Below are 17,402 nucleotides of genomic sequence, written 5' to 3'. Positions count from 1 at the left end.
TTCACTTATTTGATCTTTGAACTAATGTGTTTTAAAATAAAACTTTTGTGACTTTTGTGGTTTAAAAACTATACAATCTCAATCAAGCTTCCCCTTTCCTCGTCCTTTATAATGTTAAGCGCCGTAGGAATCTTCTCTTTAAGCTCCTCTACGTGAGAGATAATTCCCACAATTCTGTTCTCTTTCATCAGATTGGTAAGCGTTTCGAATACAATATTGACAGACTCAGTATCCTGCGTTCCAAAACCTTCATCAATAAAGAAAAAGTTTTTATCTGCCTGTGCATTTGCCTGTACACTTTCTGCCAAGGCTAAAGCAAGACTTAAAGAAACCTGAAAAGCCTGTCCTCCCGAAAGAGTTTTTACACTTCTGCTTCTCCCTTCGTTGAGATAATCAATGATTTCAAAATCATTATTTTCATTGAGCTGAAGACTTAATTGATTTCTGGTCATTCTATGGAATCGGGTATTGGCATGATCACAAAGCTGTCTCAGGTAAATAGACGAAACATACTGAACAAAACCGGCACCTTTGAAAAGATTCATCATTAGTTTCAGGTTTTCGGAGCGTTTTTGAAGTTTTACCAACTCTTTCAAAAGATCCTCTTTTTTCCTGTATTCCTTTTCTAATCGGTCTTTTTCAGCGCTCATCGTGACTACTGAGTCATTGATTTGTCTTAATTCAATCTGTGCTTCACTAAACTGCTTCTCAATGAGAGAAAATTGATGGTCATCAAAAGAAAGTCCTTTCAGTTTAGTTTCAAGACCTTCAATTACTTTTTTAAGCGTTTCAAAATCAATTGTAAACTGTTGAATTTTTGCTCTTGCCTCCTGAATATTTATTTCCTGAAGAAGAATATTCTCAACATCTTGAAAAATGGTGAAATTATGTTCTTTTAAAGACTTATTAATCGCCTCCAGATTCTCGGAAATTTCTTTTTCAATTGCTGAAATCTGCTTTTCGGATTGGCTGACAATAGCTTTTTGTTCCGCTAATTTTGGAGCCAGATCTTTTTCCTGTTGAGAAGCCTTTTGATATTGCAGCTCAGTTTCAGCATTAGATTGAGAAAGCTTTTGGTGTAGCTGCTCAATTTCTGTCACTGTTTTTTGTTCATAATGAGTCCATTCAAGAATCTTTAGATTGGAACGGCTGATATTGATCTGCTCCTGCTTCGTAGCTTCTTCCAGTTTAAAGGCTTCTAGCGCATGTTTATATTTCTCAAGAACTTTATTTTCTTTTTCCAAATTTTCGCGTTCCAGAGCAATGCTTTTATCTGTCTCTTCAATTTTCTTTTCTACGGCAAAAGAATCTGATCGTTTTCTTTCAAAATCATCTTCGTGCTCAGGATTGAACTGTTTCCATATGAAGAGCTGAAGATGGCTTTCAATATCTTTTTGAATCTGATCTGAAATTTTCTGTTCAGCGAGCAGTTGTTCTTCAAAAATTTTCTTTCGGTCAAGGATCTTTTCAATTTCAGTTTCCTGTTGCTGAAGTTTTTGAATTTCCTGTTCATTAGCCGTTATTTTCTCCTGAATTTCCTGAAATTCAATATTTACATCATGAAATTCAACAATATGCGGATGTTCCTGAGAACCACAGAGCGGGCAGGCTTCTCCATTATGAAGTTCGCTGGCAAAACGGGAAAGTTCCTTTTGGATTTTTAAATGATCCAGTTTTTGAGAAAGTTCCTTTTTACTGATTTCCAAAGCCTCCTTCCTGGTCTTATAGGTCATCTTAAAATTTTCCTGGAGATCAAAAGGCTTCAGTTCCTCAGAGATCAGGTCAATTTGCTTTTGTTGTTTCTCAATCTTTTCAAACTGATCCTTTTGTGTATTTTTGAAATTCTTCTGTTGAATAAACCAGTTGCCAACATTTGAGAGTAGTGCGGCATCAAGCTTTTGCTTCTTTAAAACATCAATACTCTGTGAAAGTTCAGTGATCTTTTTTTGAATAGCTTCCTTTAGAATTTCTACTTCCGCTACTTTTTCATATCCTTTTTGAGTCCTTTCATTAAGAATTTTGATTTCATCATAAAACGTAAGGATCTTTACTATAAGATTCAGATCAGTTTCCTGTATTCTGGATTGATCCAATGCCTTGAATTTGGGCTCTAAAGCGACTAGCAGCTCTCTTACCTTATTGAAAGCAATTTCGGTTTCCAGCACCATTTTAATCTGATCATCCTTTTCCTTTCTTTTCTCAATAATTTCTTTGGAAAGTCTTTTCTTTTCAATGATCAGAGGATTAAAGACTCTGAAAGTACGTTCATACAATTCTGTTTGTACTTCGAGAGCGTCCATTTGAGGTTTCTGCTCAGAAAGGATATTGAAATTGTTGCGGTTTTGTTTTAAACTTTCAAAATCAGTTTTTAAGTTTTTTAATTGTTGATAAGTCTGTGAAATCTGTTCAAACCTTTCGTTCGATTGTTGTAACTTTTTTTGTTCCTCAGCCAAAGTATCTTTCTGAAGCTGAATTTTTTCTTCACTTACTTCTTCAAAGCCTCTTAACTGACCTTCAAGCTGATCAAGCTCAGATCTGTTCTTAGCATTAAGAGTGGAAACATTATTCTGAAGATCATATTGCTGAAGATTGAAAATTTCCTTCATCATATTGGTTCTGTCAGCAGCTCCCAGTTCCAGAAACTCCTTAAACTGCCCCTGAGGAATGATGATGGTTCTTTTAAAATTAGAATAGCTTAAACCAATGATCATTTCCGCATTAGAATGATCAAGAGGAATCCATTTCCCATCAATATTTTCATAAAATGTAACTGAGTATGGCTTTACATCTTCGAACTTTTTAGAATTCCTTCTGAAATCTCTGGTCGCACGGAAGAGTTTATTCTCATAATTAATAAAATCAAACTCAATATAAGAACTGTTTGATTTTAAGTTCATCATATTATATGCCCTTTTATCGCGCATATTCAGACGTTCCGTTTCACCGTATAAGGCAAATGAAATTGCTTCAAGTACCGAAGATTTTCCGGAACCTACCGCACCAAAAATACCGAATAGCCCCGCCTCCGTAAGATTTTTAAAATCAATGATCTGGCGTTCCTGATAAGAATACAGACCTTCTACTGTCAATTGAACTGGAATCATGGCTTAGGGATTTAAAATTTCGTTAAACAACTTCATCAACTCTTCATTGGCTTCCTGACCGCCATTTTTTGATTTAAAATAATCCTTGAACAGGGTTTCTATATTTTGATTTAAATTAATTTCATGACTCTGCTCTTCATTAAGCTCGCGGTTTTTGACTTTAGGAATCAGATGAACAATTCCGGTATGAGACTGATAGATCAATCTTCGCTCGTCAACTGTTAAAAATGTTTCGCTTTCTAATGTTAATTCAATAAATGTATATGGATTTTCTTTTAACCACTGAACGGTTTCCTCAACGGATGAAAAAGTTTTTCTTACTAATGTTCTTCCGCTTTTCAAAGCTTTCTTTTCATAAGCAACCACTTGTCCCGGTTCAGCAGTAATGATAGAAACATATTTTGTCTGCCCGGCTTCACTAAAGCTGTAGCATAACGGAGAAGAAGAATAAATTACAGGTTTTTCTTTCGTTCCGATATTCTGAAAACCATGCAGGTGACCTAAAGCTGTATACTGAATCTGATCAGGAATGCTGTCTGAATAAATAAGATCAGCATTTCCGATTTTGATAGGTTTTTCACCTTCCGGTTCCTCCAAAATAACACTTCCTTTTTTATTCATGTACAAATGAGCCATTAACAGGTTGATTCCTGCTTCGTCACAATATTGATCTGCAAGTTCTTTCCAGATATGAGAAAGTACTTTATTGATCTCTTCTTCTTTATTTTCTCCAAAATACTCCTTTAAACGTATTTCATTTGCATAAGGTGTATGTAGAATTCTCACGGGAAAATCTACAGTATTGATTTTCATCTCTATGAAACCTTCCGCAGATTTTGAAATATCAAAATATTCAGTACTGAAAGGAGCAATCTCTGCTTTTGGATGTCCTATTAAAATAATGCCACATTCCCTTGCCAATGGATCTGGTGCGTTGATGAGGTTCGGAGAATCGTGATTTCCCGAAATAGCAATCACAGGTCGCTTACCGTTTTGTGACAAGCGTTTCAAGGTTTTGTAAAAAAGTTCAACGGCTTCAACGGCTGGATTAAAATTATCAAAAAGATCACCGGCAACAAGTACGAGATCTACCTGTTCTTCATCAGCAATAGCAATAATCTCCTCCATTACTGAAAGCTGCTCTTCCAATCGGGAGAAGCGATCCAGTCTTTTTCCTAAATGCCAGTCGGCGGTATGTAGAATCTTCATAAAAGTTTATCGATGTTATATAATTAAAAGCGGTCCAGCTTAATAATGACTATTGTTCAGGCTTATTATCAGCTTCTTTTGCTTTGAAATCTTCTCGGATTTGTTTTAAACGTGCTTTTCTTTCTGCTTCTGCATTTTGCATTTTACGTTTTTTCTGATCGATTTTCTTTTTATTTTTTTTCCTGTTTTCTTCGTTGTTCTTGCTCATGTTTTTTGTGACGAATAATTGTATTGGTAAAAAATAGCTTCATCAAAAATACTAAAGATTAAGAGTTCAGACAATTTTAGTCGGTAAGTCTGATAAAATGTTTTAATTTTACTGCGTTATGGAAGAAAAATCAAAAGATCCTTTACACGGGAAAAGACTCGATGCTATTCTTGAAGAATTGGTAGAATACTACGAAGGATTTGAGAAATTGGGAGAACAGATCAATATAAAATGCTTTACAGATAATCCAAGTATCAATTCGTCATTGAAATTTTTAAGAAAAACACCTTGGGCAAGAACGAAAGTGGAAAGTCTGTATCTATTTGTATTAAGACAGAAAAAACGTAACGAGACCAAAAATAAAAAATAAAGAGGGTTAACGTTCCAGGAATGATGTTGTAAGGGTCTGCTGGTTCTCGGTGTTTTTGGAATGAAAAAGAGAAGTAATTGTTCTTTATGTCTCTCATAGCTTCCTTCTTCCGGCTTCTGGCTTCCCAAATTATCAAATCATTTCAAAAATAGTATATTTGTACTATCAATCGTGAATCAAGACTCACGACAAAAAAAAGAAAATATGACAATTGAAAACAACCACGTTGTAGCTGTAAAGTATATACTTCATACAATCGAAGCAGATGGAAGTAAAGTTCTTGTAGAAGAAACAACAACAGAAAATCCACTTACATTTTTGTATGGTGTAGGAATGATGATTCCAAAATTTGAACAAAATATCCTTGGATTAAAAGCAGGTGATAAAGCTGATTTTGTAATCCAACCGGAAGAAGCTTATGGAGAAAGACAACCAGACGCTATCGCTCAGTTACCAATTGAAATGTTCAACGAATCAGGAACTCCTCCAATTGGAGCTATTTTACCATTATCTGATAACCAAGGGAACAACTTCCAAGGTTTTGTAGTAGAGGTAACACCAGAAGCTGTAATTGCTGATCTTAACCACCCAATGGCTGGTAAAGTTTTAGATTTCCAGGTTGAAGTTTTAAGTACACGTCCGGCAACTGAAGAAGAATTATCTCACGGTCACGCTCACGGAATTGACGGAACTGAAGGACACTAAAAAATAATACAAATGTTTGGGTTTCCGGACATTTTGCAATTTTAATATTGTATAAAAAACAAACCACAGAACAATTCGTTTTCTGTGGTTTATTTTTTTATAAGTTATGCGGTTTTAGTATAATATGTGATTATCACTCTGCATCATACTCTGTCACATCGATAAATGTAAGGAACCAATTTCCTTCAATTTTGGTCATTACAAATCTGAATCCGTTGATAGGCGCTTTTTCCTTACTGTTTTCCGCAAGTGTTACAAAAACTACATTTTTAGCATTAGAATTAATCTTAAAAATTTCCTGATCTTTTACGGAATACTGTGGTAAAAACTGATCAGCATAAGCATTCACTGCATTAGAATTAAACTGAACAGATAATCCTTCTTTTTTCCACTTTTGGTTTTTTACATCATATTCAAAAGTAGTATTAAACTGTATAGGAAACTGATTTCGGATATTCCATGCCTTTTGAATATAGCCTAAAGACCTGGTGAAATCAATTTCATCATTTAAAACAAATCCAAGATCACCAGCACTTTTAAAAAGGATGCCAAGACCATAGGTTGGGTTCACATATTTATTCATGAGCTCTCCGTCTTTCGTCTGGAAACCTTTTAAAATATCAGTTACTGCCATGGAAACTTCCTTTTTATCCTCAGCAGTCTGTGCATTGAAAACACTGAAACTGCAAAACAAAAATAACAGTGTGTAAATAAAATTCTTCTTCATATTATTAATCTAAAAATTCACCTGAAACATAATACCAGCGTTCATGCATCTTCTGAAAAACAGAAAACTCATGATGGATCTGCGAATGTCCGTCTTCATCAGTATAATAAGCTTTAAATTCTACATGATTTAAGGCTGGAGTCTGAATGATTTCCAATTTTGTCCATTCATTAATCTCACCCCATTCCTGAAGATCGCGTTTATTATGATACTTTCTTTTTCTTGGAAGAGTAGTTTCCATCAGATATTCACCATTCGGAATTGCGAAGGCAGAAAATCGGGAACGCATTAAAGCTTCAGCAGTAGGAGCGTGCTTTTCTCCGGTATGATAAGGCTTACAGCATTCTTCGTAGGATTTTCCTGAACAGCAGGGACAATTCATCTTTTTTATTTAAAGTTTTAAGCTGCAAAAGTAAGGAATATCAATAGAAAAAGATCAGATTTTTAGCTTCTGTTTCAATGTTGTTTTGGAAATCGCAAAGCCGCAAATTGTTTATTTCCTAACCTGTTTTTAAGGCGCAGGGATTTCATCTGCGATGAAATTTGATGCTGTTATTCGTGTATTGATATGCCACGTATGAAGAATAACTAAGATTCAATAGGAACGGGCTTTAGCCCGTTCTAATTTAGAAAATCAATCCATTGGCTTCAGCCAAAACCTATCTTACATAGAATTGGGATTCCTGGTTTTGTATTAAATCTGGATTATCTGTGTAATCGACCCGAATAATCCTAAGTTTCAATCAAAAAAAGCACTCTTAAAAAGAATGCTTTCGTTGTATTATTTAATAAAACCTCTGTTTCTCAATAAAGGTTTGATATCCGGATCATGTCCTGTGAAATCTCTGAATGCCTGATTTAGATCTACAGAATTTCCTACAGAAAGAATATATTTTCTGAAACGGTCACCATTTTCTCTGGTTAATCCACCATTGTTTTTGATCCATTCCCATGCATCGTTATCCAATGTTTCAGACCATAAGTAAGCATAATATCCAGCCGAATATCCACCGCCCCAAATGTGAGCAAAATAAGGGGTATGATACCTAGGCGGAACAGTTGCTAAAGTAAACCCATGATTTGTTAAAGACTGCTTTTCAAAATCTAAAACAGGAATAAACTGTGCTTCGTTCGTTACAGTATGCCAGTCCATATCTACAGCTGCTGCAGAAACCAATTCAGAGGTCATATAACCTTGGTTGAAAGTAGCTGCTTTTTTAATTTTTTCTACTAAAGTTTGTGGAATAGGCTGCTTTGTTTCATAATGAACAGCATAATTTTTCAAAACTACCGGATCTAATGCCCAGTGTTCATTAATTTGTGAAGGGAATTCTACAAAGTCTCTAGGTACATTAGTTCCTGATAAAGAAGGATATTTCTGACTTGCAAACATTCCGTGGATAGAGTGTCCAAACTCGTGGAAGATCGTTGAAACATCATCAAAACTAATTAATGAAGGTTTTCCAGGAGCAGGTTTCTGATAATTGTAGCAGTTGACAATCACAGGTTTTGTTCCCATTAAGTAAGACTGCTCAACGAAGTTACTCATCCAGGCTCCTCCGTTTTTAGAATCTCTGGTATAGAAATCAAGATAATAGATCGCGATAGATTTTCCGTCATGATCAAAAACTTCATACGTAACTACATCAGGATGATAAACGGGAAGATCAGTTCTCTTTTTGAATGTTAAACCATAGAATTTTTCAGCTGCGAAGAACACTCCTTTTTCTAAAACAGTTGTAATCTCAAAATAAGGCTTTATTTCACTCTCATCAAGATCATACTTTGCTTTTCTTACCTGCTCAGCATAGAAATTCCAGTCCCAAGGCTCTACTTTGAAGCCCCCTTTTTGCTGATCAATAAGATTCTGAATGTCTTTTGCTTCACGTTTTGCTGTTTCCACTGCAGGAGTAGCAATCTGATTCATTAGGGTAATGGCAGCTTCTGGAGTTTTTGCCATTTGATCCTGAAGTTTCCATTCTGCAAAATTCTTTTTACCTAAAGTCTGAGCTTTTTTCAGCCTAAGCTTAGCAAGTTTTTCAATGGTTTCTCTTGTATCATTAGCATCACCTTTTTCAGCTCTTGTCCATGAAGCTTTGAATAGCTTTTCTCTGGTTGCTCTGTTTTTCAGGTTTTGTAGAAGAGGTTGCTGTGTTGTATTTTGTAGGGCAAGAAGATATTTTCCTGGCTGTCCTGCTGTTTTTGCATCAGCTGCTGCCGCTGCGATTTCATCAGCAGAAAGTCCGTCAAGTTCCTTTGCATCAGAAAAGAATACACCTCCCTGTTTTCTAGCTTCCAATAATTTATTGGCATATTGAGTAGAAAGGGAAGCGAGCTCCTGATTGATCTGCTTTAATTTTTCTTTGTCAGCTGCGGAAAGATTCGCTCCTGCAATCTCAAAGTTTTGTTTATAATATTGTACCAGTCTTTTGCTTTCAGAATCTAACCCGTCTTCTTTGATGGATTTGATTCTTTTATAAAGATTTTCATTCAGGAATATCTTATCAGAATGTGCTGCAAAAATAGGAGCATATTCTTCATCTAAAGCCTGTAAAGTCGGGTTGGTGTTCGCACTTGTAAGATTAGAAAAAACAATTTGTGCTCTTCTCAGAACTTCACCGCTTTTTTCCAATGCAACAATTGTATTCTCAAAAGTAGGGCTAGCCGGATTGTTGGCAATTTTCTCAACTTCAGCAGCGTGTTGCTTTAAACCAAACTCAAAAGCAGGTTTGAAATGTTCATTTTTAATTTTATCAAACTCCGGTGCTTCATATTGAAGTTTACTCTTCTTCATGAAAGGATTTGATGATAAAGATGGATCAGGAGCCGGAAGTTCCTGTTGAGTATCGGTCTGTTTCATTGTAGTACAAGATTGATTGAACGCCAAGGCAGAAATTAATAATACCGATGAAATATTCTTCATAAATATAATTGTTATTAAAGCATAAAGATATTAAAAACTTACTTCATAAGATATATTTCACGGCATGTATTTAAAAAGGAGTTTAAAGAATGCTTGAATAAATGATTTAAATCTTATGTTTTCACTAGATGATACAGAAACCAGCTATTTTATGATACTAATGTAATATTTTTCATAATTTAGTTGTTATTAAATTATATATCCAAAAAATAATCTATAAAAGAAATAAACATGAAAAAAAGAACTCTTTTTATTTTTTCAGCCTTAGTGTTATTAGCCTCATGTAATGAAAAGCATGAGAAAAATAATAATGATAAAAATGGTTGGGTAGATAAAGTCATCAATAAAGAAGCAGGACCTATTCAGCAGAAAGAATTCAATGGTGATTTTGATGAAATCCAGGTTTCCCAGGCTATAGAAGGTGAAATTATCAAATCTGACGTTGAGAAAGTTGTACTTTCGGCGCCTCAAAATATTATCGATGAGATCCTTGTGGAAAATAGTGGCGGAAAACTTCATATTCACTACAAGTCTGGGATCAGAGTGATGAATATCAATAAAGTAACGGCAAAAATCTATACGAAAGACTTTACAAAGCTGGTGGCAGAATCAGCGGCAAGTATCAAGGTGAAAGATAAATTTACTCAAGAAAAAACAAGTATTGAAGTATCAAGTGCCGGAAGTGTTTCAGGAGATCTGGAAGCGAATGATTTTAATATCAGCGCAGACAGCAGCAGTAACTTTAGTGGAAAAATATGGGCTGTAAATCTTGATATTGATTCTTCATCAGGTTCAAGCATTGATATCTCAGGAAAAGCAAAACATGCAGACATTAGTTCTTCTTCCGGAAGCAGTATTTCAGCCAAAGAAGTTATTGTAGACAATGTAGAAGCAGAAGCATCCAGTGGTGCAAGCATTCAGATCAGTGCCGTAACCTCCGTTAAAGCAGAAGCTTCTTCAGGTGGAAGTGTAGATATCTCAAGAAAAGGAGAGCTTAAAAATATCACTAAGGATGAAAGCAGTGGCGGAAGCATAAACATCCAATAAATCAATCCTGGGACTCTTCCTCATCTTCTTCCTCAGTGGGTGAGGAGTCTTCCCAGTTTTTATGATCAAAATTCAGATTATCATAAGCCAATAATTCTTCCTCTCGCTGGAGGATTTCTTTTGTACTGAACAAAGCAACATCCTGATCTTCGGTCATCTTTGCAAGCTTTCTGACAGATGCCTTATCAATCGCCATAAATCTCTGTCCCAGACGTCTTGCTGCGTACTTTCTCATTCCTGTTTCATGCAGTACATCCACAGCCATATCCACGGCAGTTCCCAATGTTTCCCGATAAATATGATTAATACCATTGTTGAGGTATTCGTAAGCATCAATTCTGTTCTTTGCCCTTACAAATATTTTTACTTTAGGATAATGTTCGCGGACAAGTTCAGCGATAAACATGTTGTCGTCAGGATCATCAAGACATAATACCAGGATTTCAGCCTCTTCAATTCCTGCCGCTCTTAGAATAGGAATTCTTGTAGCATCACCATAATATACCTTAAAACCATAGCTTCTCAAAAGCTTTACACGGTCAGAATCTCTATCCAGAACTGTTGCTGATATTTTATTTGCCTTTAAAAGACGACCAACCGTACTTCCAAAATGCCCAAAACCTACAATGATGATCTTCTTCTGGCTCACATCACTGTCCAGAATATTGTAATCATGTTCTTCTTCAGGAATCTCCTTAATGAATTTAGGGGTAATGAATTTATCATTTACAATAAGCAGTATAGGAGTAATGCACATCGTGATCGCTGTAACAGCCATCAATTGAGCATTGACTTCGGGACCTAAAAGATAAAGATCCGAGGCATAATTAATTAATACAAATGCAAATTCTCCCACCTGAGAAAGGGCAAAAGCATAGAAAAGACTTTGTGAAGTATCTATTTTATAGAATTTACCAATAGTATACAAAACCAGAAACTTTACAGCCAATACCGCAAATACAGTACTGAAAATAAACAATGGATCCTTTTGAATAATATTAAAATTGATTGTAGAACCTACACTCACGAAAAATACGGCTAACAATAATCCCTTAAAAGGGTTGATCTGCGCCTCAAGTTCGTGTCTGAATTCACTGTTGGCAAGCATTACTCCGGCAAGGAAAGCTCCTAAAGCAGGAGAAAGTCCTATGACCACCATTAGCTCAGATACCCCGATAACCAGAAAGAGGGAAGAGGCGGTTAAGAGTTCTGCCATCCCGGATTTTGAAACATATCTTAAAAAGGGAACAAATACATATCTTCCCAATAATATTAATAATGCCACCCCGAAAATTACCGTTCCTGCCTGAAGCCATTCAGGTAGTTTCTGAATAAGGATCTGAATTTCATTATCATGGTGCTTCGCTTTATAATTAGCAATAATGGGAAGTATTGCCAAAATAGGAATCACTGAGATATCCTGAAATAATAAGGTGGAAAATGAAGCTTCTCCAGCCGTTGTTTTAAAATTATTCTTTTCCTGTAGCGTTTGCAGTACAATAGCCGTAGAAGACAGGGCAAAACACATTGCCACCGCAATCGCCTTATCTACTCTCCAGCCTACACCAATGAATACAAGGAACAGGAGCAAAATGGTAAGCAGCATTTGTGTGAGCCCCAAACCCATTATCTTCTTCCTCATTTCCCAGAATTTTCTCGGCTCCAGCTCCAACCCTACAATGAATAAAAGCATAATGACCCCAAATTCACTGGCGTGCATGATGTCATTTACATTATTTCCGGTAAGACGGAGTACATAAGGTCCAATGATAATTCCTCCTAAAATATAACCGATTACAGAACTCAACCCCAATTTTCTGGCTAATGGAACCATGATAATGGCTACACCCAGAAAAAGTAACGTGTTCATCGCTAAGCTAGACTCCATATATTATTGATTGAGTAGTTCTGTAAACTCTTTTTTATGTAAAATAATTTCTTTTTTAGACAATTTGTTGGCTTCGTAAACGATCTTGATATGTTTTATATCCGCCTTGAAAACTTTCAATGATACAATCAGCCCGCTAATCAGTTCATCTACGGAATATTGATAAGTTCCTTCTTTACTGAAAGATCTTTCCTTACCTCCTGTTGTGATCAGGATATAGACTTCTTTATTTTCCAAAGGATTATACTTTCCGGGTTGTAGCCAGTCACGGTCAAAAACTTCATCAATCCATAATCTTAATAAAGGCGGCATTCCAAACCATATTAAGGGGAACTGAAAGATAAACCGGTCATAGTTGGCTAAACGTTTCCTCTCTCTGAAGGCGGCGATATGAAAATCAGGATATTCTTCATAAAGATCACGTAAGGTATAATGCTGGTGTCGAACGTAGAAATTAATGAGCTCTACGTTAGAATTGGAGTGCTCCAGATAAGGGTGTGCAAATACTACGAGTGTCTTCTTCATAATCCTGTTTTCAGTAAATATACAGAAAAAATATTGAATAAAAGGTAGGTTTTGTGTTGATTTATTAATTTTTTAACATGTGAAAGTTGGTTTAATATTAATTAAAAGCAAAGAAATGATGTTATTTTAAGTTTTTAAATAAAAAATCAGGTCATTGAGACCTGATCTGTTTTATATATGATATAAATTTTTGAAAGATTACCATCCTCCGGAAGCACCACCGCCGCCAAAGCTTCCTCCGCCGCCAAAGCCGCCGAATCCACCTCCGCCACCGGAACTTCCACCACCGAAGCCGCCTCCGCCAAATCCGCCAGGGAACGGGAAGAAACCACCGGGATAATTTCTACGTCCTCTTCGGGTGATAATGACATCATCGTCATCATCATAATTTCCGCCACCGCCACGTCCGCCGCCACGATTACCAAAAAGTATGGCAATGATGATGAAAATAACGAAGGCGATAATAAGAACCTTAAGCGCACTGCCGTCACCTGAAGGAGATGTTGTAGAAACAGGTTTGAATTTGCCTTCAACTGCTTCCATAATGGCTGAAGTACCACGATTGATTCCTTCATACCAAAGCCCCTTTTTGAAGTTAGGCGTAACGATATAATCAAGAATCTGTCCTGCTACGGATGCTGTAAGATATTGTTCTACAGCTCTACCTTGCTGAATAGACATGGTATGGTCTTCCGTTGCGATCAGGAATACCACTCCGTTATCAACACCTTTTTTCCCGATTTTCCATTTTTCACCAAACATTGTTGCCAGAAAATTGACATCTTCGCCTTTCGTAGACCTGATGATGACAACTTCTATTTCCGTTGAGGTAGAATCTGCAAACTTGATCAGTTTATTATTCAGCTCATCTTTCTCCTGCTGAGAGAGAAGCCCCGCTTCATCAAATACAGGATATAGGATTGCCGGTTTTTCAGGAACAGTGTATTGTGCTGATACAAAAGTGTAAAAGCAGATCAGTAAAAATGAAAATACTATTTTAAGAGAACGTAATTTCATTCGGAAGTTGGTTTGGATTTTCTCCTTCTACAGGAAAATATTTTTTTAGTTCTATGCCGGTTTCCAGAATAGCACTTTTTAAGGCACCGTAATAATTTCCTTTCGCAAATTCACCAGTGATATAATCATGCAGATGATCCCAATAAGATTGATTTACTTTTGCATGAATGCCTACATCTCCAATGATCGTAAGATATTTTTGTTCAAAGTTAACATGAAAAAGCACGGCATTTCTATCAGTAGTTTTATCCATACACAGTTCTTTAAAAACTTCGAATGCGGTCTTTGCATCACGTTTTTCCGTATTAGAATCAATATGCACTCTAATTTCGCCTGTAGAATGGTCTTCTGCTGACTGAATCGCTTCCACAAGGGAAGCGATCTGTTGATTTGTAAGGAAATTACCCATTATTATTTGAATACATCAGGCGCTTTTTGTGCTCCTGCATCAGCTTTGAAATAAGGTTTCTCTTTAAAGTTTGTGAAGTTCGCCAGAATATTATTCGGGAAAGTTTTGATAGAAGTGTTGTAATCCTTCGCTGCATCGTTATAATAAACAGTTTCAGTTCTGATGCTGTTTTCAATTGCAGTATATTCTCTTTGGAAGTTGATATATTGCTGATCAGCTTTTAAATTAGGATAAGACTCTACCACAGCCATTAATCGGCTTAATGCACCGGATAATTCTCCTTGTGCAGCCTGGAATTTCGCAATATCAGCTTCAGTCATGTTGGTAGGGTCAATGTTGATAGAAGTTGCTTTAGAACGTGCTTCTACTACTTGCGTTAACGTTTCCTGCTCAAATTTTGAATACGATTTTACGGTTCTTTCCAGGTTAGGAATAAGATTCGCTCTTTTCTGATATACAGTCTCTACATTAGACCATTTGGCGTTCACGGTCTGTTCTTTGTCTACAAAGCTGTTATATCCGCTTTTTCCCCAGAAGAATAAGACTGCAACAATAATAAGGAGGGCTATACCAATAGTTCCGGCGCCCAGACATCCTTTATTTTTCATAGTTTATTTTTTTTAATTTTTTGTGCTAATCAAATATACAAATTATGTGCTAATTTTGTAGAAAATTATATTTGAATGACAACAATAGTGGTGGCAATGGGAGAGAAAAATGAAATTGGTTTTGAAAACCAGTTGCTTTGGCATCTTCCGAAAGATTTAAAACATTTTAAGGACCTTACTTCAGGGCATCCGATCATTATGGGAAGAAAGACTTACGAGAGTATCGGGAAGCCGCTTCCTAACCGTACGAATATTGTTGTTTCAAGAAAAAAAGATTGGTTTGAGGAAGGAATTCTTATTGTAGGAAGTCTTAAAGAAGCTTTAAAGTTTGCTAAAAAAATTGATGAAGAAGTTTTCGTTATCGGAGGGGGAAATATCTATGAGCAAACAATGGATCTTGTGGATAAATTAGAGGTTACTCTTGTGAAAGCTGATCTTGAAGCGGATACTTTCTTTCCAAAAATTGATGAGAAAATCTGGAAAAAAACAAATGAGATCTGCCATGAAAAAGATGAAAAGAATGGCTATGATTTCTGTTTTCAGACTTTTGAAAGGATCAAAAAAGAAGCTTAAAAGTCAATAGTCAGTTTTTACTTTGCAAAGTGAATTGTGAATAGCTGTCATATATAAAAATTGACAAGTATAGCGAATTGACCATTCACCATTGACTTTTTGAACTTTAACCTTTAAATTTATTATCTTTGCACTTCTAAAATTTAATAATGAATAAGAACATTAAAATTGCAGTAGCAGCACTTCTTATCCTTCTGGGACTTTACATGATGATTTTCACAAGAAATCTTGGATGGGGGATTGTTGTTTTTCTTCTTGCCGCATTTCCAATCTTACTTTATTTTAAAAATGAGTATATTCTTTTGGCGTTCTGGCAATTGAGAAAACAAAATATGGAAAAAGCTGCAGAATGGTTAACAAAAATTACCGATTATAAAACACAACTTCAAAAAACTCAATACGGATATTTTCACTACTTATTAGGATTAACCCAAGCTCAGGATCACCCGGCAAAGGTAGAACCTCTAATGAAAAAAGCTTTGGAATACGGATTGAATATGAAGCATGACAGAGCAATGGCAACGTTAAATCTTGCGGCGGCAGCTATTTCGAAAGGAAGAAAGCAGGACGGGCAAAGATTGCTGGAGGAGGCAAAAAGATTAGACACAGCAGGAATGATGACTGATCAGATCAAAATGATGAAAGATCAGCTGAAAATGCCAACGATGCAGAAACACATGCATAATCCTAATATGAGAAACAGAGGGAAATTCTTCTAGTAAGAAGCTACAGATAAAACAAAAAGCACCTGATTCAGGTGCTTTTTTTATGTTGAGAATTGAGTTTTACATTTCCGAAGTCTGATCATAGCCATAAAACTTAGGCATCTGCCAATGATATTTTACGGCAAGTGTTCTGATGGCAACAATCAGTAAAATGGTAAAGATCTGCACAAAAGTATAGGAAAGAGGAGCGTATTTCGTCATCAATAAAAATGCTGCACCTCCTACAATACATGCTGTGGCATAAATTTCCTTTCTGAAGATCAACGGAATTCTGTTCAGCAAGATATCCCGGATAATCCCTCCGAAACAACCTGTGATGGTTCCAAGCCCAATACAAATCAATGGATGAATGCCAACATTTAATCCTTTTTGAATCCCGATAATGGTAAACAATCCGAGCCCAAAGCTGTCGAAGATAAATAAGGTAACCTTAAAATTCTTTTCAAGAGATTTGAATACCATGGAAAAAACACTGGTAACAATAATCAGAGCGCACATCAGAAGATCATGCATCCAAAACACGGGAATATCTAATAAAAGGTCTCTTACAGTTCCTCCTCCCACAGAAGTTACAAAGGCTATAATAAGAACGCCAAAAGGATCAAGCCGTTTCTGCATGGCTGCAAAACTTCCTGACATGGAAAACGCAATGGTTCCCAGTACTTCTATGGCAAAATTGAACTGTTCGTGCATATATTATATAGGTAATGAGTAATGAGCAATCAGTAATAAAAATTATGCCACTTACATTTTAAACATTTTATATGTGGTCATAACCTTTACAAGCTTTTTATATTCTGATTTTAAATGTAGAATTTTTTCTGGACTTATCGAATTAAAAATTACTCATTGCTCATTATATCTATCTTTCAACCCTTACAGAGTCCGGAACCATCAGTTCATATTCTCCGCCATGGGTAATGATTTCCCTTACGATACTGCTGCTGATAAAGGATTTTCCGGATGAAGTTAATAGAAATACAGTTTCCAGTTTTTTGTGGGCAAGGGTTCTGTTGGTATGAGCGATTGCTTTTTCGAATTCAAAATCGGCAGGGTTTCTAAGACCTCTGATGATATATTGAGCATTCTTTTCAAAACAATAGTCTACGGTAAGCCCTTCGAAAGAATCTACTTCCACATTGGGGAATTCTGCTACGGAATTTTGGATGAATTCCATTCTTTTTTCAAGAGGAAACATATATTTCTTTTGGGAATTCTGCCCGATAGCAATGATTAATTTATCAAAAAGCGGTGCCGCTCTTTCTATAATATCGTAATGTCCTAAAGTGATTGGATCAAATGATCCAGGGAAAACAGCAATTTTCATGTTGTATGAGTTATAATTTACGCTATCAATTATTTTT

At 36.0% G+C, this 17,402-nt stretch carries 18 protein-coding genes; 5 read left to right on the top strand and 13 right to left on the bottom strand.

Annotated features, from left to right (window positions below):
• Positions 1–68 precede the first annotated feature (68 nt).
• Genes AC5YGG_RS20280 through AC5YGG_RS20270 form a run of 3 tightly spaced genes read right to left on the bottom strand, consistent with a single transcriptional unit; the run spans position 69 to position 4,521 of the window.
• Entirely contained in the window at positions 69–3,104 is a 3,036-nt protein-coding gene (locus AC5YGG_RS20280) for an AAA family ATPase (RefSeq protein ID WP_496146250.1), read from the bottom strand.
• A 3-nt stretch (positions 3,105–3,107) separates the two neighbouring features.
• Complete coding sequence (locus tag AC5YGG_RS20275) at positions 3,108–4,313, bottom strand: metallophosphoesterase family protein (RefSeq protein ID WP_496146249.1); 1,206 nt, start codon at positions 4,311–4,313, stop codon at positions 3,108–3,110.
• Between the two features lie 49 nt (positions 4,314–4,362).
• On the bottom strand, positions 4,363–4,521 hold the full coding sequence (locus tag AC5YGG_RS20270) for a hypothetical protein (protein WP_496146248.1): 159 nt from the start codon (positions 4,519–4,521) through the stop codon (positions 4,363–4,365).
• 118 nt (positions 4,522–4,639) lie between these two features.
• Here AC5YGG_RS20270 and AC5YGG_RS20265 point away from each other — a divergent pair, with 118 nt between their 5' ends.
• Entirely contained in the window at positions 4,640–4,891 is a 252-nt protein-coding gene (locus AC5YGG_RS20265) for a VF530 family protein (RefSeq protein ID WP_496146247.1), read from the top strand.
• A gap of 204 nt (positions 4,892–5,095) precedes the next feature.
• Positions 5,096–5,596 carry an FKBP-type peptidyl-prolyl cis-trans isomerase gene (locus tag AC5YGG_RS20260; RefSeq protein WP_496146246.1) on the top strand — a complete coding sequence of 167 codons (501 nt, stop codon included), beginning with the start codon at positions 5,096–5,098 and terminating at the stop codon, positions 5,594–5,596.
• Positions 5,597–5,729: 133 nt separating this feature from the next.
• On the opposite strand, the gene AC5YGG_RS20255 is transcribed toward AC5YGG_RS20260, so the two are convergent.
• From AC5YGG_RS20255 to AC5YGG_RS20245, 3 genes are all read right to left on the bottom strand, one after another.
• Entirely contained in the window at positions 5,730–6,323 is a 594-nt protein-coding gene (locus tag AC5YGG_RS20255; protein ID WP_496146245.1) for a hypothetical protein, read from the bottom strand.
• 4 nt (positions 6,324–6,327) lie between these two features.
• Positions 6,328–6,705, bottom strand: coding sequence for a YchJ family protein (locus AC5YGG_RS20250; protein ID WP_496146244.1), 378 nt, complete (start codon positions 6,703–6,705; stop codon positions 6,328–6,330).
• Between the two features lie 399 nt (positions 6,706–7,104).
• Entirely contained in the window at positions 7,105–9,246 is a 2,142-nt protein-coding gene (locus tag AC5YGG_RS20245) for a M3 family metallopeptidase (protein WP_496146243.1), read from the bottom strand.
• A gap of 231 nt (positions 9,247–9,477) precedes the next feature.
• Here AC5YGG_RS20245 and AC5YGG_RS20240 point away from each other — a divergent pair, with 231 nt between their 5' ends.
• Positions 9,478–10,293, top strand: coding sequence for a GIN domain-containing protein (locus tag AC5YGG_RS20240; RefSeq protein WP_496146242.1), 816 nt, complete (start codon positions 9,478–9,480; stop codon positions 10,291–10,293).
• Between the two features lies 1 nt (position 10,294).
• Here the strand turns inward: AC5YGG_RS20240 and AC5YGG_RS20235 are convergent, their stop codons facing one another.
• The 5 genes from AC5YGG_RS20235 to AC5YGG_RS20215 form a co-directional block, all read right to left on the bottom strand.
• Entirely contained in the window at positions 10,295–12,181 is a 1,887-nt protein-coding gene (locus AC5YGG_RS20235; RefSeq protein ID WP_496146241.1) for a monovalent cation:proton antiporter-2 (CPA2) family protein, read from the bottom strand.
• Between the two features lie 3 nt (positions 12,182–12,184).
• Complete coding sequence (locus tag AC5YGG_RS20230) at positions 12,185–12,706, bottom strand: NAD(P)H-dependent oxidoreductase (RefSeq protein WP_065396679.1); 522 nt, start codon at positions 12,704–12,706, stop codon at positions 12,185–12,187.
• A 198-nt stretch (positions 12,707–12,904) separates the two neighbouring features.
• The gene (locus AC5YGG_RS20225) at positions 12,905–13,723 is read right to left on the bottom strand and encodes a TPM domain-containing protein (RefSeq protein ID WP_496146240.1); all 819 of its coding nucleotides are present in this window, start codon (positions 13,721–13,723) and stop codon (positions 12,905–12,907) included.
• Complete coding sequence (locus AC5YGG_RS20220) at positions 13,704–14,132, bottom strand: TPM domain-containing protein (protein ID WP_496146239.1); 429 nt, start codon at positions 14,130–14,132, stop codon at positions 13,704–13,706. The genes AC5YGG_RS20225 and AC5YGG_RS20220 overlap by 20 nt, the downstream gene beginning before the upstream one ends.
• Before the next feature lie 2 nt (positions 14,133–14,134).
• Positions 14,135–14,740, bottom strand: a complete 606-nt coding sequence (locus AC5YGG_RS20215) for a LemA family protein (protein WP_496146238.1) — start codon at positions 14,738–14,740, stop codon at positions 14,135–14,137.
• Between the two features lie 75 nt (positions 14,741–14,815).
• Here AC5YGG_RS20215 and AC5YGG_RS20210 point away from each other — a divergent pair, with 75 nt between their 5' ends.
• Together AC5YGG_RS20210 and AC5YGG_RS20205 are read left to right on the top strand one after the other, a co-directional pair.
• Positions 14,816–15,313 (top strand): dihydrofolate reductase, encoded by a 498-nt coding sequence (locus AC5YGG_RS20210; protein WP_496146237.1) that lies wholly within the window; start codon positions 14,816–14,818, stop codon positions 15,311–15,313.
• 149 nt (positions 15,314–15,462) lie between these two features.
• A complete protein-coding gene (locus tag AC5YGG_RS20205) occupies positions 15,463–16,032 on the top strand; it encodes a tetratricopeptide repeat protein (RefSeq protein ID WP_496146236.1) in 570 nt (189 codons plus the stop codon).
• A gap of 66 nt (positions 16,033–16,098) precedes the next feature.
• Here AC5YGG_RS20205 and AC5YGG_RS20200 read toward each other — a convergent pair whose 3' ends face one another.
• Positions 16,099–16,731: a trimeric intracellular cation channel family protein gene (locus AC5YGG_RS20200; protein ID WP_496146235.1), complete on the bottom strand. Its 633-nt coding sequence runs from the start codon at positions 16,729–16,731 to the stop codon at positions 16,099–16,101.
• A 169-nt stretch (positions 16,732–16,900) separates the two neighbouring features.
• Positions 16,901–17,365 (bottom strand): pantetheine-phosphate adenylyltransferase, encoded by a 465-nt coding sequence (coaD, locus tag AC5YGG_RS20195; protein WP_047098871.1) that lies wholly within the window; start codon positions 17,363–17,365, stop codon positions 16,901–16,903.
• Positions 17,366–17,402: the final 37 nt, after the last annotated feature.

Source organism: Chryseobacterium sp. CS2K3, assembly GCF_059515185.1.
This window is presented reverse-complemented; position numbering and strand designations above follow the sequence as displayed.

Bases quoted from the DNA above. Each gene is read 5' to 3' on its own strand.
- AC5YGG_RS20215 (WP_496146238.1), bottom strand. From the start codon at position 14,740: ATGAAAAATAAAGGATGTCTGGGCGCCGGAACTATTGGTATAGCCCTC.
- AC5YGG_RS20280 (WP_496146250.1), bottom strand. From the start codon at position 3,104: ATGATTCCAGTTCAATTGACAGTAGAAGGTCTGTATTCTTATCAGGAA.
- coaD (WP_047098871.1), bottom strand. From the start codon at position 17,365: ATGAAAATTGCTGTTTTCCCTGGATCATTTGATCCAATCACTTTAGGA.
- AC5YGG_RS20205 (WP_496146236.1), top strand. From the start codon at position 15,463: ATGAATAAGAACATTAAAATTGCAGTAGCAGCACTTCTTATCCTTCTG.
- AC5YGG_RS20200 (WP_496146235.1), bottom strand. From the start codon at position 16,731: ATGCACGAACAGTTCAATTTTGCCATAGAAGTACTGGGAACCATTGCG.
- AC5YGG_RS20240 (WP_496146242.1), top strand. From the start codon at position 9,478: ATGAAAAAAAGAACTCTTTTTATTTTTTCAGCCTTAGTGTTATTAGCC.
- AC5YGG_RS20270 (WP_496146248.1), bottom strand. From the start codon at position 4,521: ATGAGCAAGAACAACGAAGAAAACAGGAAAAAAAATAAAAAGAAAATC.
- AC5YGG_RS20220 (WP_496146239.1), bottom strand. From the start codon at position 14,132: ATGGGTAATTTCCTTACAAATCAACAGATCGCTTCCCTTGTGGAAGCG.
- AC5YGG_RS20265 (WP_496146247.1), top strand. From the start codon at position 4,640: ATGGAAGAAAAATCAAAAGATCCTTTACACGGGAAAAGACTCGATGCT.
- AC5YGG_RS20260 (WP_496146246.1), top strand. From the start codon at position 5,096: ATGACAATTGAAAACAACCACGTTGTAGCTGTAAAGTATATACTTCAT.
- AC5YGG_RS20225 (WP_496146240.1), bottom strand. From the start codon at position 13,723: ATGAAATTACGTTCTCTTAAAATAGTATTTTCATTTTTACTGATCTGC.
- AC5YGG_RS20255 (WP_496146245.1), bottom strand. From the start codon at position 6,323: ATGAAGAAGAATTTTATTTACACACTGTTATTTTTGTTTTGCAGTTTC.
- AC5YGG_RS20245 (WP_496146243.1), bottom strand. From the start codon at position 9,246: ATGAAGAATATTTCATCGGTATTATTAATTTCTGCCTTGGCGTTCAAT.
- AC5YGG_RS20210 (WP_496146237.1), top strand. From the start codon at position 14,816: ATGACAACAATAGTGGTGGCAATGGGAGAGAAAAATGAAATTGGTTTT.
- AC5YGG_RS20275 (WP_496146249.1), bottom strand. From the start codon at position 4,313: ATGAAGATTCTACATACCGCCGACTGGCATTTAGGAAAAAGACTGGAT.
- AC5YGG_RS20235 (WP_496146241.1), bottom strand. From the start codon at position 12,181: ATGGAGTCTAGCTTAGCGATGAACACGTTACTTTTTCTGGGTGTAGCC.
- AC5YGG_RS20230 (WP_065396679.1), bottom strand. From the start codon at position 12,706: ATGAAGAAGACACTCGTAGTATTTGCACACCCTTATCTGGAGCACTCC.
- AC5YGG_RS20250 (WP_496146244.1), bottom strand. From the start codon at position 6,705: ATGAATTGTCCCTGCTGTTCAGGAAAATCCTACGAAGAATGCTGTAAG.